Source organism: Marivirga lumbricoides (assembly GCF_014636295.1).
Lineage (GTDB): Bacteria > Bacteroidota > Bacteroidia > Cytophagales > Cyclobacteriaceae > Marivirga > Marivirga lumbricoides.
In genome coordinates this window covers 53,276-68,842 of sequence record NZ_BMEC01000001.1, presented here as the reverse complement: position 1 = coordinate 68,842, position 15,567 = coordinate 53,276, and the positions used below count along the sequence as shown (strand labels likewise).

Annotated in this window: 17 protein-coding genes; 13 read left to right on the top strand and 4 right to left on the bottom strand. The window is 35.2% G+C overall.

What is annotated here, in order from left to right; all coding sequences use genetic code 11:
* Positions 1 to 322: 322 nt before the first annotated feature.
* From IEV85_RS00320 to IEV85_RS00275, 10 genes are all read left to right on the top strand, one after another.
* Positions 323 to 1,696 (top strand): alpha/beta hydrolase-fold protein, encoded by a 1,374-nt coding sequence (locus tag IEV85_RS00320; RefSeq protein ID WP_188459804.1) that lies wholly within the window; start codon positions 323 to 325, stop codon positions 1,694 to 1,696.
* Positions 1,697 to 1,880: 184 nt separating this feature from the next.
* Positions 1,881 to 2,270, top strand: a complete 390-nt coding sequence (locus tag IEV85_RS00315) for a hypothetical protein (RefSeq protein WP_188459803.1) — start codon at positions 1,881 to 1,883, stop codon at positions 2,268 to 2,270.
* A gap of 268 nt (positions 2,271 to 2,538) precedes the next feature.
* Positions 2,539 to 3,579, top strand: a complete 1,041-nt coding sequence (locus IEV85_RS00310; protein WP_188459802.1) for a hypothetical protein — start codon at positions 2,539 to 2,541, stop codon at positions 3,577 to 3,579.
* Between the two features lie 297 nt (positions 3,580 to 3,876).
* On the top strand, positions 3,877 to 5,727 hold the full coding sequence (locus tag IEV85_RS00305) for a tetratricopeptide repeat-containing sensor histidine kinase (RefSeq protein ID WP_188459801.1): 1,851 nt from the start codon (positions 3,877 to 3,879) through the stop codon (positions 5,725 to 5,727).
* Positions 5,728 to 5,806: 79 nt separating this feature from the next.
* Complete coding sequence (locus tag IEV85_RS00300; RefSeq protein WP_229712458.1) at positions 5,807 to 6,448, top strand: response regulator; 642 nt, start codon at positions 5,807 to 5,809, stop codon at positions 6,446 to 6,448.
* A 135-nt stretch (positions 6,449 to 6,583) separates the two neighbouring features.
* A complete protein-coding gene (locus IEV85_RS00295) occupies positions 6,584 to 6,835 on the top strand; it encodes a carboxymuconolactone decarboxylase family protein (protein ID WP_188459800.1) in 252 nt (83 codons plus the stop codon).
* Between the two features lie 223 nt (positions 6,836 to 7,058).
* On the top strand, positions 7,059 to 7,370 hold the full coding sequence (locus IEV85_RS00290) for an antibiotic biosynthesis monooxygenase family protein (protein WP_188459799.1): 312 nt from the start codon (positions 7,059 to 7,061) through the stop codon (positions 7,368 to 7,370).
* A gap of 57 nt (positions 7,371 to 7,427) precedes the next feature.
* Positions 7,428 to 7,754, top strand: coding sequence for a bleomycin resistance protein (locus IEV85_RS00285; RefSeq protein ID WP_229712457.1), 327 nt, complete (start codon positions 7,428 to 7,430; stop codon positions 7,752 to 7,754).
* A 163-nt stretch (positions 7,755 to 7,917) separates the two neighbouring features.
* Entirely contained in the window at positions 7,918 to 8,706 is a 789-nt protein-coding gene (gene bla, locus IEV85_RS00280) for a subclass B1 metallo-beta-lactamase (protein WP_188459797.1), read from the top strand.
* Positions 8,707 to 8,736: 30 nt separating this feature from the next.
* Positions 8,737 to 9,252: a hypothetical protein gene (locus tag IEV85_RS00275; RefSeq protein WP_188459796.1), complete on the top strand. Its 516-nt coding sequence runs from the start codon at positions 8,737 to 8,739 to the stop codon at positions 9,250 to 9,252.
* Between the two features lie 403 nt (positions 9,253 to 9,655).
* Here the strand turns inward: IEV85_RS00275 and IEV85_RS00270 are convergent, their stop codons facing one another.
* The 4 genes from IEV85_RS00270 to IEV85_RS00255 form a co-directional block, all read right to left on the bottom strand.
* Positions 9,656 to 10,240: a T9SS type A sorting domain-containing protein gene (locus tag IEV85_RS00270; RefSeq protein ID WP_188459795.1), complete on the bottom strand. Its 585-nt coding sequence runs from the start codon at positions 10,238 to 10,240 to the stop codon at positions 9,656 to 9,658.
* 550 nt (positions 10,241 to 10,790) lie between these two features.
* Complete coding sequence (locus tag IEV85_RS00265) at positions 10,791 to 12,029, bottom strand: purple acid phosphatase family protein (protein ID WP_188459794.1); 1,239 nt, start codon at positions 12,027 to 12,029, stop codon at positions 10,791 to 10,793.
* Between the two features lie 69 nt (positions 12,030 to 12,098).
* Positions 12,099 to 13,100 (bottom strand): hypothetical protein, encoded by a 1,002-nt coding sequence (locus IEV85_RS00260; protein WP_188459793.1) that lies wholly within the window; start codon positions 13,098 to 13,100, stop codon positions 12,099 to 12,101.
* 8 nt (positions 13,101 to 13,108) lie between these two features.
* Entirely contained in the window at positions 13,109 to 13,309 is a 201-nt protein-coding gene (locus IEV85_RS00255; RefSeq protein WP_188459792.1) for a hypothetical protein, read from the bottom strand.
* Between the two features lie 317 nt (positions 13,310 to 13,626).
* Between IEV85_RS00255 and hisB the strand changes: the two genes are divergently transcribed.
* The 3 genes from hisB (at position 13,627) to IEV85_RS00240 (ending at position 15,488) form a co-directional block, all read left to right on the top strand.
* Entirely contained in the window at positions 13,627 to 14,724 is a 1,098-nt protein-coding gene (gene hisB / locus IEV85_RS00250; protein WP_188459791.1) for a bifunctional histidinol-phosphatase/imidazoleglycerol-phosphate dehydratase HisB, read from the top strand.
* 96 nt (positions 14,725 to 14,820) lie between these two features.
* Positions 14,821 to 15,078 (top strand): DUF6364 family protein, encoded by a 258-nt coding sequence (locus tag IEV85_RS00245; protein ID WP_188459790.1) that lies wholly within the window; start codon positions 14,821 to 14,823, stop codon positions 15,076 to 15,078.
* Complete coding sequence (locus IEV85_RS00240; protein WP_188459789.1) at positions 15,075 to 15,488, top strand: type II toxin-antitoxin system VapC family toxin; 414 nt, start codon at positions 15,075 to 15,077, stop codon at positions 15,486 to 15,488. The genes IEV85_RS00245 and IEV85_RS00240 overlap by 4 nt, the downstream gene beginning before the upstream one ends.
* Positions 15,489 to 15,567: the final 79 nt, after the last annotated feature.

Here is a 15,567-nt window from a genome sequence, read left to right as displayed (position 1 = left end):
TTTTTTTTACTAAATGGTTTGGTAATCATGATTAAATACGCAGCAATGTATTTATGCTGGGGTAGAGGTTCCTGTTACACTTAGACAGGTTTTTTCAATATAAGTATTACTTTTTTTTCATAACTTAGAATATACTGTCACTGATAATTACCAAAATGAAAAAGCAAGAACCAACTATCTTTTTTCAAGTAATGGTGGGGAAGCGCTAAATACAAGATTTGTAATCTGATTAAGCTGACTTTCTAACAGTAGGTTATTCTGGTAATATGATACTACACTTTATGATACTACACTTTAACATTGAAAAAAACGATAGATTATAATGAAACATGTCCCACTATTTTTATTTCTTTTAATTGGAACAGCGTCCTTTGCTCAGGAAGCAAAACTTGAAAAACAAGTATTAGAATACACAGTCGACTCAATATTTTCAAAGTATATCCAAGATTATAGAACAGTAAAAATACACCTGCCCAAAGATTATGCTGAAGGAGAAAAATATCCAACTATCTACACTTTAGATGGGGAATGGATGTTTGAACCGGGCTTTATGACTACTAAAATATTATCAGATTTTGATGTCATTCCAAAATCTATTGTTGTAGGCATATTTCATAAAAATAGAAATGAGGATTTAGAGATTAATTGGGAAACAGGAGAATTTGTCAAAGGAAGTTCTAATTTTTTTAGTTTTTTAACTAAAGAACTTGTTCCTAAAATAGACTCAATTTATTCTACCTCTGGATTTAACGTGTTAATTGGCCACTCGAACTCAGCCACTTTCAGCCACAAGGTTTTAACCCAAAAGGTTCAGCCATTTAATGGTGTAATTGCTTTAAGTCAAAATTTATTCGGACAACAATTACAAGAGTATATTGAATTTACTAAAACGGTTAACAAACCAACTTTCTACTTTGTCGCCTCAGGAAAAAGAGATGCCACACCCAGGCTGGAATCAGGAATGAAATTAGATAGCGAATTTAAAATAAATAAAAATTCATCAATCAATTCATTACATATAGTTTACGATGCTGACCATAATGGTATAGCCGCTAAGGGAATCAGTAACGGTATTGCTCATGTATTCTCAGAGTATAAACACTATAATGATTGGGATGACAATCTCATTGATTCATTAATTGATAAAAACATTGGACCAATAGACTTCATTGACCAACATTCTGAAAAAATGAAGAATATTTATGGTGTTAATTTTAAGGTTAATCAAGATGACTTGAGTTTAATGTCAGCTTTAACAGAAAATACTTCAGATGTTGAAAAACTGGAAGAGTTTGAGATAGAGCATTTTGGGAAAAGTAGTGAGTTTTATGCTATGTATGCTCAATCGTATGAATACATTAATGATTTTGAAAAAGCATTAGAGTATTGGAGTATTCATCTTGAAGAGAATAGTGAAAATATCAGCAACTTTTTTTACTACCGCAGACCTATTGAGTTACTGAATAAAAAAATGAAACAACCAAAGAGGGCGATTGAATTTGCCGTAAAATGGAAAAAGCAAGCTCCTGAATATTCTCTATTTTTCAATTATTATATTGCTACCATAGCTTTAGAAAACAACATCAAAAAGAAGGTTGGTTTAGATGCTATCAAAGAATTTATTGAAAACTATAACAAAGAATCAGGATTAGATTTTGAAGAAGCAAAAGAAATAGAAAGAAGACTAAAACAGTGAAAACTAAAATGAGACATGGAGAGTAATTAATATTTTATGAAAAATATTAATTTGACTCTAATTCCTTTACTTTTTTAATAATTATTTTTAAATTGAGTTGTTTGATAATCAGTGATTTATGAAGTTAGTGGTGCTCTCTTATTAGCTTTACATGAAATAATAGTAAATTTTAAATTTACAGCAGATGAAATATAGATTTTTAATTTTCATAGCAATCTTGTTTGGGTGTTCTGAAACTGAATCCATTACAAAGCAAATACCCTTGGAAGGAAAATGGGTAGAAGTCAATACGCAAACTGACACTTTAACATTTGGTAATTTTGAGGGGCAGGAACTGATGAATTTAGGTCGTGGAAAAGAAATGAGTGATGGTGCTTTAATTCCTAAAAGACGTTCCGGCTTTTACGAATACCAATTGTTGAGTAATGATCAAATATCTCTGCATTGGGTGTTTTCTGCTAATAGTGCTTTTAATAATTACTATTTTAAGCAATCCGGGGACAGCTTGCTGTTAGAGAATTTTTATGACAATTTCACGAGCAGTAGCCTCTTGACATTTAAGAAGATAAATTAATCACTTACTTACTTCTTCCAGCTTAAAAGCCTTTCTCAATTTATTAAATTATTGGTTATAAATGGTTTAAACACTTTGGGTTTACATTGCCATTATTGAATAATCTTTTATGAACACAGGCTATTTGCTTGTGCATTCTTGCTTAATAGCTATCATTTCAAATCCAGTCTACAGCTTCACTAAGTGTTTTACAAAAATAGGGCAAATGCCTTATTGAACGATAGGCTATTTCGAGACAATTTTGTGCTATAACTATTCGATAATTATTATGAAAAAAATTAGCATACTTGTTTTGACCTTGCTTTCATTTTACACCCTTAGCGCACAGGATTTAGGCAAATTTGAACCTAAAGACGATGGCTTTAAGAGTAAAAAACTGAGTGATGGCACTAAAAAATTATATATAGCAAGTTTTAACATCAACTTCGAAATCTATAAAGAAGCAGTTGATAAAAAAGAAGCAGGAGGTTTTGGCCGAAGTGTGAAAAATGCCGCTAAAGCCAAAGCAGCAGTCGGTCTGGCTACTTTAGATAAGGAAGCCATTCAGGCCAAAGCAGACCAGCTTTACAATGAGTTTGTTTCTGACATGAAAGCCAAAGGCTATGAAATTATTTCAGCCGAAGAAGCAGGTAAAACAGACACCTACAAAGGGTGGAATAAAGGTGTGGGGCCAAGCGTTTTTGAAACCGACATGACAGGGATTCTTTCAGTTATACCCACTGGCTACAATTATTTTTATAAGGATAGAAATGCTTTTTCTTCCAAATTGGCGGGTTTCGATAAAACACCTCAAAACCTGTCCCGGGAGCTTGACGATGCTTTGGTGGCAGATGTTTCTTTAGTGTATGTGTTTACTGCCATAGGAAACGACTGGAACGTGGGTAACCAGGCAAAAGTGAAATTGTTTATCAATTACAGGTTGGCCAACATGTATTATGTTACAGACGAAAAGACTTCTGCGGGACTTACAAGTTTGGTAGATAAAAGTAAGCAGGCAGTAGCCTTAAACAGCTACGTAACCTTTACACGTGGTAAATTAAAAGTAGGAGGGAGCGCAGAGTCACAATACACAGGCTACATGAAATCCGATTTGGAAATTTTAGGGGTACTGGAAAAAGACAAAGTGGTGGCCTATTCCACACAAACACAAGCAACAGCCACTTTATTGAATCCGGTAGTGAGCATCAGGGGCGATAATTACAGTGAAACCACTAAGTGGCTGGAACCGGATGGTGAAAAATATGCCGAGGGAATGTATTTAGCCGGTAGCGAATTCATTAAATATCATGTAAATGAGGTGCTTGAATAAATTCCAAAGACAATAACTGCAGAGTTCTTTTTGCCAGGTCATCGCAGTGAAGTCGCGTTAAAAGTTTCTACCGGTTTACGTCTGTACGGCTGTACCTATAAGAGAATCATAGGGGAGTTTTGGAGCAATGTAGAAATGGTATCATTTGAGAAAATCAAATCTTGATAGATTAGTTTTAGCATTCAAAATCTTAGTGCCAATACGCAATTAATTCCTGAACTGAATTTTCGGTTCAGGATTTTTTATGGAAGGAAATGCTTTTTTCTTTATCTTAGTTGCTGTTCTTAACTAATTTCTATGCGATTCTTTTTGATTTTATCCTTTCTGTCGATTACTTTTTCTGCCTTTTCTCAATCAAAAATCACTTATTTAGATAGTCTGGCGCAATCAATAAAAAAGCTTCCGGTCAAAAAACAGCTCGAACTCATTACTACCATTCCTTATGGAAATTTTGTAGCTGAAGTGGAAAAGGCAGATAGCCTGTTTAGGAAAGCAGAGCAGATAGCTTTGCAACTTGAAGATAGTACTTCCCTTGGCGATGTTGTTTTTAAGCAGGGCCAATTGAAAGCCTACCAAAACAGAATGGATGAAAGCCTGGCCTTATCATTAAGAGCTATCAAAATTTTTGAAGAAAGCGGTAATTTAGAAAAAGCAGGCATTGCCTACGGTGGACTTGGTTATAACTTAAAGTCCAACAACCTGGAAAAAGCCAAGCAGTATATGCAGAAAAGTATAAAGCTGCTACAGCAGGCCAATGATTCGGTGGGCATTAACCCCGTTTATGATAATTATGGTGTTGTGCTTAATAGGGATGGACAAAACGATAGTGCTCTACTATATCAGCAAAAGTCTTTAAGGATTAAAAAAGCGCTGAAAGACAGCACCGGGCTGGGCTACAGTTATGCCAATATAGCCAATACTTATGCCGAAATGGAAGATTTTCGTAAAGCAAAAGCCTATCTGGATACTTCATTAGTCATCCGAAATGGCATTGCGGATAATTATGGAATTACGGTCAACTATGTGCAAAAAGCAGAAATTCTGGTGCTTGAAAAAAAGTACATGGAAGCATTAGAGAATTTTAAGCGCTGTGCCAGTCTGGCAAAACAATATAAATACCTGCATCTGGAGCAATATTGCTATGAACAGATGGAAAATACCTACCTCAAATTATCGGATTTCGAAAATGCCTATTTCTGGAAAGAGAAATTTCAAAGCCTGAAGGATAGCAGCAACAGTTTAAAAGTAAATAGCCGAATTGAGGAACTGCAAATTCAGTTTGAAACAGAGAAGAAGGAAAAACTTCTGGCCGAAGCGCAAACGGACATCCTTACGAAAGAAGTGGAAATTAAAAGCAGGACTAACTGGCTTATTTCTGCCATTGGTCTGTCATTTATTCTGGCTCTTTTTGGTTTTGTAGTATATAAACAACAGAAGCAACGCAATAAGCAAATCATTAAGGAAAATCAGTTAAAGCAGGCGTTGATCAAAATAGAAAACCAGAATAATTTGCAGGAGCAACGGCTGGCCATTTCGAAGGATTTGCATGATAATATCGGCTCTCAATTAACATTTATCATTTCATCGCTGGATAGTTTGAAATATTTTGAGTTCAACAAAGCGCTGATCTATCCAAAGTTTGAAAGCATTGCGGCCTTTACCAGGAGCACCATTACCGATTTACGCGATACCATTTGGGCCATGAACAAAGATGAAATCACCTTTGAAGATTTGAAATTGCGTATTATTAATTTCATAGAAGCTGCCAAAGCTTCTTTATTGGGGATTCAGCTTGAAGTTAATTTTGTGAATAGCAAGGAAGACCTTGCCCTCAATTCAGTTCAGGGCATTGATGTATACCGGATTATCCAGGAGGCCGTGCATAATGCCATAAAGCATGCAAAGCCTCAAAAGATTGTAGTCAATTTTATGCAAAATGCCAATGAAGTAGTAGTGGAGATTATAGATAATGGTGTTGGCTTTTATTCTAATGGTTTTGTAACTGTTGACAGGGGAAATGGGGAAGGAGGAACAGGTAACGGGTTGCATTTTATGCAAAAAAGGGCTGAGGAAATAAAAGGCAAGCTGTTAATTATAAAACAGAATCCCGGCACAAAAGTGCAATTGAATGTGCCCTTAAGGGAATAGGGCATTTGCCTTATTTTAATGAAATGTTAATGAAGTTATCTTTACAATTAAGGTTCCGGAAACTAAAAAATATCATAAAGTGAAAATTGCTATAGTAGACGATAACAGCTTTTTAATTCAATCCCTGAAAGAGAAGCTATCTTTTTTTGAAGAGATTCAGATCAAATTTACAGCCCAAAGTGGTAAAGAATTATTGTATAAATTAGAAGAGATAGTTCATGTGGAATTGATTTTAATGGACATAGAAATGCCGGACATGAATGGTATAGAGGCCACCCGGGCAGTGAAACAAAAGTACCCTCATATTAAAATCGTTATGCTCACTGTTTTCGATAATGATGAGCATATATTTAATGCCATTAAAGCCGGAGCAGATGGTTATTTGTTAAAAGATATTAATCCTCACATGCTTTTCAATGGGATTGTGGAAACTTTAAATGGTGGGGCAGCCATGAACCCTTCTATTGCCTTAAAAACCCTCAAATTATTGCGCAACCCTATTAATTTTGATGAAAAAAGTGCAGAACAAGTCAACCTCTCAGCACGGGAGGTGATTGTGCTGGAGCAGTTGGCGCGAGGCCTTAGCTACACGGTGATAGCCGAAAACCTGTTTTTGTCGCCCTCTACAGTACGGAAGCATATTGAAAATATCTACACAAAGCTGCAGGTGCATTCCAAGCTGGAGGCGGTGCAAAAAGCACAGAGAAATAATCTGATATAGCTATTCCCAGTTATGTTATTTTCGGACAAAGCACAGAATCATTTAGATATTACTGTTTATTTTAGCCTCTCTATTTTCTTAAGCTAACAATAAAGAAGATGTGGAGCTTATAAGCGTGCCATTGAGTAGATTGATATGCATACAAAACAAGCTATGCAAGATGGTGAGAGCTTTCAGCGGATTTTTTTACTGATTGCATGGAGAGAAACTGATTTGTTTACTGAAGAGGTAACTTTAATTCATGAAAACGGACTCACACCTGAAACTTATAATAAAGCAATTTCAATCTTTAATGAGAAATATTTTGCTCAAATCATCATAGCTATTACCACAATTAATGCGTGGAACAGAATTGCAATAAGCACAAATAAACCTATAGGTAATTGACCATAATTTAATTAAAAACCCATTTAAAAAGCGATTTAGAAATTTTTATAAGTCGCTTTTGCGTTCCGGGGGCTTAAATAATGCTAATTAGATCCTAAAAGCTTTAAGGTAAAACTTTTCCTGTTTTTTTAAAGCAAGTTTATGATATAACAAAAATGCATTAAATTGCTACAAATTAGCATGAATTCCACCAAGGAGTTCAATTAGTTGAATAATTGTTGCAATGATCGCTGAAACTCCACAACCACCTTATTATGCAGTAATCTTTAGCTCTATCAGAACGGAAGTAGATAATGGTTATTCCGAGATGGCAGACTTAATGGTGGAGCTCGCTAGCGAGCAGGATGGTTTTTTAGGAATTGAAAGCGCAAGGGAAGGAGTTGGCATCACAGTTTCTTATTGGAAAGACCTTGAATCGATCAGGAAATGGAAACAGCACTCCGAGCATATTGTAGCACAGCAAAAGGGTAGAGGTGAGTGGTACAAACACTATAAAGTAAGAATCTCAAAAGTAGAGAGGGATTATGAGTTTTAGAAATAGAATTAAAACACCAATGAATTTATGCTAATCGATATAAATCCAAAATTACCGATGAGTAATAAGGCAATCACAAGAGAATATTATATTAACAAATTAGGCTTTAAGCAATATGGAAATACCGACTATGATGGCTACCTAATGTTAGAAAAGGATCATATTCAAATTCACTTCTTTGAGTTTAAAGCACTCGATCTTAAAGAGAATTATGGTCAGGTTTATATTAGAACTAATTCCATTGACCAATTGTACCAATCTTTACTTGACAATAATGTACCTATTCATCCGAATGGGAAATTGCACACCAAGCCCTGGGGACAAAAGGAATTTGCACTGCTGGATACGGATAATAATTTACTGACTTTTGGTGAGGCTGTATAGGCCTTAATACTTTTTTTAGCTTTATTGTCCGGAGAATTTCCAAGCAAAAAACATACTATTATTAAATTTAAAAATGGGTTAGATTGCTTCCTTAAATGATGAGCAGAACTTTTGCTCCCTAGCTTCTAAGGTGTCAGTAAAACCCCATCTCAAACAAAAATTCATGATCGCACGGTTAATAGTCCTCTTCGTTATTTTAGTTTTCACACTCAATTTTAATAGGGAAGCATTCTCTACACCTTTGGAAGGGAAACCAAAAGCTTGTTTTATTGATAGCTTAACAGTTTACGAATCAGAAAATCTTATCATCAAACAATTAACAGATCATGTGTATGTACATATTTCTTTTCTGGATACTAATGATTTTGGAAAGGTAGCCTGTAATGGAATGCTGGTGGTAGATACCATGGAAGGAGTTATTTTTGATACCCCAACAGACAGTATAAGCTCTGAAGAATTGTTGAACTTTGTATCAGAAGAGCTAAAAAGTAAAGTTGTAGCCCTTGTACCCACTCACTTTCACAGCGACTGTTTAGGGGGAATCACAGCATTTGAATATCATGACATACCTGTTTACGTTCATAGCCTTACAATGGAATTGCTTACTCAAGGTGAAATAGGCTTCTCAAAACCTGTAAAGGAATTTAATGATAAGCTTTCTTTAAATATTGGAGGTAGAAAAGTACATGCAGAGTATTTTGGGGAAGGCCACACCAAAGATAATATAATCGGATATTTTCCAGAAGATAAAGCAGTATTTGGAGGATGTTTGATTAAAGAAGACGGGGCTAAAAAAGGTTACCTTGGAGATGCCAATTTAGCCGAATGGTCTGCCACTGTTCTTAAAATCAAAACCAAATATCCGAAAGCCCAAATTGTAGTTCCTGGCCACGGACAGTGGGGAGATTCCGACTTATTTGATTATACTATCGAATTATTTAACATAAAGTAAAAGTAAGGGTTAGTACTCCAATCATTGAATATGAATTATTTTGATTTTAAAAAACGTAACTTAATATCTGGCCCGCACCTACTTGGAGTAATACTTATTTTTGCAGGTTTAGTGGCTTTGATAAGTCCTGCATTTATAAAAAGTGAGCCTGATTTAGCGCGTATATTAGGTGTGGGATTTGGGGCTATTATAATTGGGTTCGTGATCATTTTCTCATATACCGGAACATATATTGACTTTTCTGAAAAAAGATTCAAAGAGTATACTTCAATTGGTGGATATAAAATGGGTGAGTGGGATGTATTACCTGCTATTAATACAGTTCAAGTAACTTCATCTACCTTTAAAGTGACGAATACCCCAAATGGAATAAGCCCAACCCTTTCGGGAAAAGTAACTGATTTCAAGGTGCGGTTATTTTCAAATAAATCCCAGGCTGATTTTTGTTTTGTTTATTCCAGCAGGAAAAGGGCAATTAAATCTGCAGAGGTCTTAGTGTCTCATTTAAATGCTGATTTATTGGTGCATCTTCCTAATGAATACTGAAAATTGGAAGTGTATTCCTAGTGAATATGATAAAATAAGCCTGCCTGATCCATTAGCTAATTGAATGTTTTAAATAGAGTAGTCTCAATAGCCAAATAACCTTAAAGCTAGGCAAATACAAAATGAACTATTAAACAAATAGAAGGAAAAGGAGATATTCGATCCTTGGTTTAGAGATGATTAGAGAAATTGGATTAGGCATGACCTATGCGCAATTTGGAATTCTTCAGTCTTTGGACTATCAAGATTTTTTGTTAGTCTTTAATTTTATAGCTAATTGATGATGAATTTACTATTCATTTGAGGCTAATGTTTAAAGAAGTGACTTTCAACGCTCTTTAGAAACCAAAAAGCCCGCTTTCGCGGGCCTCCTTGTAAACCTAAACTTATCTTTTAATTGAAATTATAGTGCAATTGTCTTTACTACATTTCCGGCTTTTACTTCAAAGTATAATTCACCGCTTATTTGTTGAACGTTAAATTTCTGGATGAAGCTTACCATTTCAGTTACTGTAGCATTGTAAAGGATGTTGCCACGCAGATCTTTCATAGTTACGAAAACAGGAGTTGCAGCATTTTGTAATACTTTAAGCTCAATTTTGTTGTCAATTCTGTTAGCAGTAGCTACTAAAACATTAGATGTAGCTGTTAATTCAGTTGTTCCGATAGAGATTTTTTCTTCATAAGTATTATTTCCCTCTTTTACAACAATAGTGTATTCAGCACCATTTAACTGGCTTAAGTTATAAGGTCTGCTAAACCCATCTTTATTCAGGATTGACTCCTGAAAAATTACGTTTCCTTTTTCATCTAAAATTTTTACTGTTACTTTTTCAGAAGTAGTAGGAATAAAAGTAAGGTTAGCCATTTTATCCACTTTATTGGTGGTTACCTTAAATTTTGCAACAACTGTTTTATCCTCGTTATCATTTGCTATGGCAGATACACTTGAAAATAAAATACACGCAGCTACTAATAATTTTTTCATTGTCTTTTTTTGTTTTGTTTCTTTTGACGATGCAAAGATGAAACAAGAATTCCGAATTAGAACTATCCAAGATATGATGTAATTATTACGTAAATGTAATATTTCGCTAAGAATTTTTACTATTTATGAACAAATTATTGTTCTGATAAGGTTTTATTATTAACCTGTAACAGAATATAATTTTGAATTTTTATAATTTACTTATCGGCTAGATATTGCCAGATAAGGTCGAACGAATTCTCTTTGTAGCTATTCCCTTCTGGAAGTATAAAAGAGGTTACTTAACATTCACTTAATAATATTCACATAAATAATTGAATATTACACTTTTTCTGGTACTATTATTTTAATATTCTTCTGAATTAGATAAAAAAAAAGCCTATTTATTTTTAAATAATGAAAAAATAGACTTTTTACTTCCTGAATATTTGGTGATAGGTTGAGGGTTAAATGTTTTCCTGAATAGAAAGAAATACATAAGGATACTACCAAATTACTAGTTCACAGAAGATGGCTGTAGAAGTAAATCGAAATTTTTTAGTGAATGAGGTTATTTTTCAATAGAAAAGCTATCCAGTACTTTATGGTTTTCTGTGGAGATAGCTTCAGCTTTTAGTTGATTTCCCTCAATTGTTAAGAATAAGAAAGCCCATTTATGTGCATAAGCAGCTACCAGGCCTTTGTATTCGCAATTTTCAGGATCTGGTGAAAAAGGAGTAGGGTCTGTGCCTACACCGCGTAATTTGCCTCCGGAGCCCACAGTAATGCTCACAAATCCTTTAGGTGAACTGTACTTGATAGAGTTGGATGATGATGTAACATTCCCTTTTCCATCCATTGGGTTCAATCTTTCATAAGTATGTGCATGGCCATTTAGCACTAAATCCACATTGTATTTTTCAAATAGAGGATATAAGCTCATCACTGCTTCATAGTCGTTTTTGTAAGTGCATGATTTTCCGTTATGATGCAAGAAAACAATCCTCCACTGTGTTGTATCAGGTATTTTCTGTAAATCTTGCTTCAGCCATTCAAGCTGCTCCTTGTAGTCATACATTTCTCCGTTTTTAGTGTCCAAAGCAATAAAATGGGCGCTTCCTTTATCAAAACTATAATAATGCTCATTCCCCGGAAGCTTCCACTCCTTCATATAGTTATTTTCAGGCTTATGCCAATCGTGGTTTCCAAGCACGGTAAAAACAGGTACATAAGGAAAAACTCCTCCAAAATGATCGAAAAGATTAACATCGTAATCTTTACTTCTTCCATCCGGGTAAATAATATCTCCCAGTAAGAGGCCAAAATTTACAGAATCTTTGTAGGGAGCCAGTGCCTTTGCCAGCTTATCAGGCGTTCCGCCCTCTTCTATAGGTTCACCTATATCGCCCACCGCAAAGAATGAAAAGCTTTTGGTGTTAGAAGCCAGCGGGGCTTTAAAATAATAAGTTTCACTCTCTGCTAGAGAAAGATTATCCGTAAATATTTTATATTCATAGGTTGTTGAAGGAGAAAGTTCATGAAGTACAACTTCGTTTTCTATAAGGCCGGTATTTGTTTTTCTAATCTGCCCTTTTTGGTACTTCCAGTCAGTAGAACTCTTTGACTTATAAGCTACACTACAGGAACTACCTTCATTTGTTCTCCATAGTATAGTTAAACTATCAGCGATGGCACTTTGAAGGTAAGGCTTTCTGGCGATAACAGGTTTGTCTTGTTTTTGGGCTATAATAGTCGAGGGTGAATATAATAAATCTGCCAGGAGCAGAATAAAAAGGATTTTACGGAGCATATATTTTGAATTATTAAAATAAAAGTAGCAACTATTGCCACTACTTTCAAAGTACTTTTATTAAGATGGTTAATTGTATGGGTTATTGATATAAGTTCTGGAAAAATTTCCGGTTCCCTCGAAGTAAATATCGAATAATTTTGCAGGATCTGTCGCAATTTCTCCTACCTGCACATCTCCGTCATTTCCATCGTTCCAAGCCCAGGGAGCATTGGCTCCGCCACTTTTAAAGTCGTTTCCTTTGAAGCCACCACCTGAATTAAAAAACAGAGAGGTATTATTTCTCTGACTCCAAAGTCCCCCATTTTCGAAAATATCGACAAGCTTATAGCTTACGGAATTATCATAATTGTCTGCTGGCACCTCAGCAGTTCCATTGGCAGAAGGATAATAGATTACGCCATCTCCATTAATTTGGTACTGTGGCCATGCTTTTAAACCATGTCCCTTTGCCTCCTGGGCAGTAACCGGATGTAATTGCCCATCATAGTTAGTTAGCTGAAGTGTTCCATCAATAGTTTCCTGACCGTTCGTAAAGGGGCTGCCTGCAGGAGTGTAAGAGAAGAAATCGGAATGACTTACTGTTACAGCTCCTTCCAATTTTCCGTATTGGGAACCATCTTTTCTCACGGCAAGTACTATCCCTTCAAGATCATTTTCATGTTGATCCAAATAGTAAAGAAAAAAAATATCTGTCCAGTCTCTTGGATGGAAGAAAGCATAAGTTAAGAACCAGTGAGTATTGGTTTCAACCACAGAATAGTAGCAATGAGCTGAAAGTGTGCTGTTAGGAACATTGTTCCAGTTGTTTTCTGCATTCCAGTCGCCATCGTAATTTATGGCTGTAATGTAGTCGGATTTCCCACCTTCTGAATAAGTGCCTGTAGCATCTACATCCTGGTGGTGGATAGGCGCCCACCTGTAAGCTAAACCACTATCAAAGCTTACATTATTTAGAAGCTTGTTCTGAGCTTGTAACTCCAATTGGTTGAATTGCTCGTCCTGGCAGGCAAATGCGATTAAAACAACAAATGCGGTAAAGAGTCTGGTTAAGACAGTTGAATTTTTCATTTTATTATTTAAGGATTGGTGAAAATACTTTTAAGATTCTCTGTAGTATGAGCGGGGGAATTGGGTGCAGCTTTATAAATCAGTGAATTAAGAATAGGATTAATTGAACCTATTAGTTGAGAGCTAATAATTCTCAGGTATACTATTATATGGCTTGAACTATCATCCATTCCACTTAATGCAATACCAGAATTATCCTTCGAAATCATATTCCCTGTTTAAAATCTTTTCAAAGAAATTCATTTTCACTATAGAAAGGGAAAATAGACAGTTAATGAATTATTAAGTTTAAGGCAAATTGTAAATACTAAATTCTTATTGTTCTTCAATTGTTTGATTATCAATTGTTTTTATGATTGGAAAGAAAGTAGTTGACTTATGAAAGTAAACATTGGCTTAATTATGTGGAATATGTAAGCTTGTCAAGGCTTAAATGACATTCAAAGAGATAATTTTTCTACTGCGACCAATATAGTTTTAATCCAATATTTCTTTCTCTATTTTTGAAGCCGGATATTATTAGAAAATGAAGAAGAAAGTTTTGTTTATAGATAGGGATGGAACCTTAATTGTAGAGCCACCAACAGATTTTCAGGTAGATTCACTAGAAAAACTGGAATTTTTGCCTTTCGTACTATCATCCATGCAAAAGATAGTACAAAACTCTGATTATGAATTGGTAATGGTTACTAATCAGGATGGGTTAGGTACGGATTCATACCCTGAAGATACATTTTGGCCTGCCCATAATAAAATGCTGAAACAGTTGGAGAATGAAGGCATAGTCTTCAGCGAGATACTGATTGACAGAAGTTTTGAAAAGGATAATCTTCCCACACGTAAACCAGGTACAGGCTTATTGAAGAAATATATGTCAGGTGACTATGATTTAGCTAACAGCTTTGTAATAGGCGACAGAAAAACTGATGTTCAGTTAGCTGAAAACCTGGGAGCGCAATCCATTTTTATAGGTGATGAATTAAAAGAAGCTAACTTCAGTACTAAAGACTGGCGGGAAATCGCGAGATTTTTAGTGCTACCGGCTAGAAAAGCGAATATTTCCAGAAACACGAATGAAACTAAAATTTCCATTCAACTAAACCTGGATGGTAATGGCAAGTCTGAAAATACTACCGGCTTAAAATTCTTTGATCATATGCTTGACCAGCTGGGTAAACATGGCGGGCTGGATTTGAAAATTGATGTGGATGGCGATCTGGAGGTAGATGAACATCATACCATTGAAGATACTGCATTGGCTTTAGGCGAAGCATTTAAACAAGCATTAGGGAACAAAAAGGGTATTTACAGATATGGATTTTTATTACCTATGGATGATGCTTTGGCACAAGTAGGTATTGATTTTGGCGGCAGGCCCTGGATCAACTGGAAGGCAGACTTTAGAAGAGAGATGGTGGGAGATATGCCGACTGAAATGTTTTTTCATTTTTTCAAGTCATTTACGGATGCAGCTCAATGCAATTTGGATATCCAGGTGAGTGGAGATAATGAACATCATAAAATTGAGGCCATTTTTAAAGCCTGGGCGCGTGCTATTAAAATGGCTGTTAGTAGGGATGAAAGCCGATTAAACGATTTGCCCAGTACGAAAGGAACACTTTAAGCGCTTTAGTTAATCCTGATGAGCTCTGTTGTAGAAACAAAGTTTGTTTTATACGTATAGTTTTATTATTTTAGCGGTATAAAAAAATGAGTGGTCATGGATGCTAAAGTTACACTGTCTTTTAATGAAGAGGTAATAGGTAAAGCTAAGCAATTTGCTGAGAAAAATAATATTAGCTTGTCTCGTTTAACTGAGTTTCTTTTACGGCAAATCACCACCGGAGAATATAAATCTCTTGATGAATTACCTGTTGCAGATTGGGTAAATCAGGTGGCAGAAGGTAAGGCAGAATACCATACTAAATCTCGAAAAAGAAAAGATATGAAAGCAGAGTATTTAGCTTCTAAAAAATGAGAATATTTTTGGATGCTAATATTATTGTGTCTGTACTCAATAAAGAATATCCTCTATTTAATCGCACGGCAAGAATATTAAGTTTAGCTGATAACGCTAAATTCCAATTTTACACTTCTCCCATTTGCCTTGCTATTGCATTTTACTTCGCTTCTAAGAAAGTAAGCGAGGAGAAAGCAAAACAAAAAATTGCTATACTTTGTCAGCATATTAAAATAGCAGATGCTGATCAGTCAGGGGTTGAAAAAGCATTAGCAAATAAGAAAATATATGATCTGGAAGATGGCTTTGAGTATTATTCAGCTGAAAGAGTAGGCTGCCAGATTATTTTGACAGAAAATAAAGATGATTTTTACTTCAGTGAAATAGAAGTACTGGATTCAAGCGAATTTATTGCTCACAAACTTTAATGCTCTGAATGGGAAGTTTATCTCACGTAGTAAAATAGGTGATGAGTACTTATTTTCGATAAAAAACTAGACGGGTTTA

Bases quoted from the DNA above. Each gene is read 5' to 3' on its own strand.
- IEV85_RS00320 (WP_188459804.1), top strand. From the start codon at position 323: ATGAAACATGTCCCACTATTTTTATTTCTTTTAATTGGAACAGCGTCC.
- IEV85_RS00315 (WP_188459803.1), top strand. From the start codon at position 1,881: ATGAAATATAGATTTTTAATTTTCATAGCAATCTTGTTTGGGTGTTCT.
- IEV85_RS00310 (WP_188459802.1), top strand. From the start codon at position 2,539: ATGAAAAAAATTAGCATACTTGTTTTGACCTTGCTTTCATTTTACACC.
- IEV85_RS00305 (WP_188459801.1), top strand. From the start codon at position 3,877: ATGCGATTCTTTTTGATTTTATCCTTTCTGTCGATTACTTTTTCTGCC.
- IEV85_RS00295 (WP_188459800.1), top strand. From the start codon at position 6,584: ATGCATACAAAACAAGCTATGCAAGATGGTGAGAGCTTTCAGCGGATT.
- IEV85_RS00290 (WP_188459799.1), top strand. From the start codon at position 7,059: ATGATCGCTGAAACTCCACAACCACCTTATTATGCAGTAATCTTTAGC.
- IEV85_RS00285 (WP_229712457.1), top strand. From the start codon at position 7,428: ATGAGTAATAAGGCAATCACAAGAGAATATTATATTAACAAATTAGGC.
- bla (WP_188459797.1), top strand. From the start codon at position 7,918: ATGATCGCACGGTTAATAGTCCTCTTCGTTATTTTAGTTTTCACACTC.
- IEV85_RS00275 (WP_188459796.1), top strand. From the start codon at position 8,737: ATGAATTATTTTGATTTTAAAAAACGTAACTTAATATCTGGCCCGCAC.
- IEV85_RS00270 (WP_188459795.1), bottom strand. From the start codon at position 10,240: ATGAAAAAATTATTAGTAGCTGCGTGTATTTTATTTTCAAGTGTATCT.
- IEV85_RS00265 (WP_188459794.1), bottom strand. From the start codon at position 12,029: ATGCTCCGTAAAATCCTTTTTATTCTGCTCCTGGCAGATTTATTATAT.
- IEV85_RS00260 (WP_188459793.1), bottom strand. From the start codon at position 13,100: ATGAAAAATTCAACTGTCTTAACCAGACTCTTTACCGCATTTGTTGTT.
- IEV85_RS00255 (WP_188459792.1), bottom strand. From the start codon at position 13,309: ATGATTTCGAAGGATAATTCTGGTATTGCATTAAGTGGAATGGATGAT.
- hisB (WP_188459791.1), top strand. From the start codon at position 13,627: ATGAAGAAGAAAGTTTTGTTTATAGATAGGGATGGAACCTTAATTGTA.
- IEV85_RS00245 (WP_188459790.1), top strand. From the start codon at position 14,821: ATGGATGCTAAAGTTACACTGTCTTTTAATGAAGAGGTAATAGGTAAA.
- IEV85_RS00240 (WP_188459789.1), top strand. From the start codon at position 15,075: ATGAGAATATTTTTGGATGCTAATATTATTGTGTCTGTACTCAATAAA.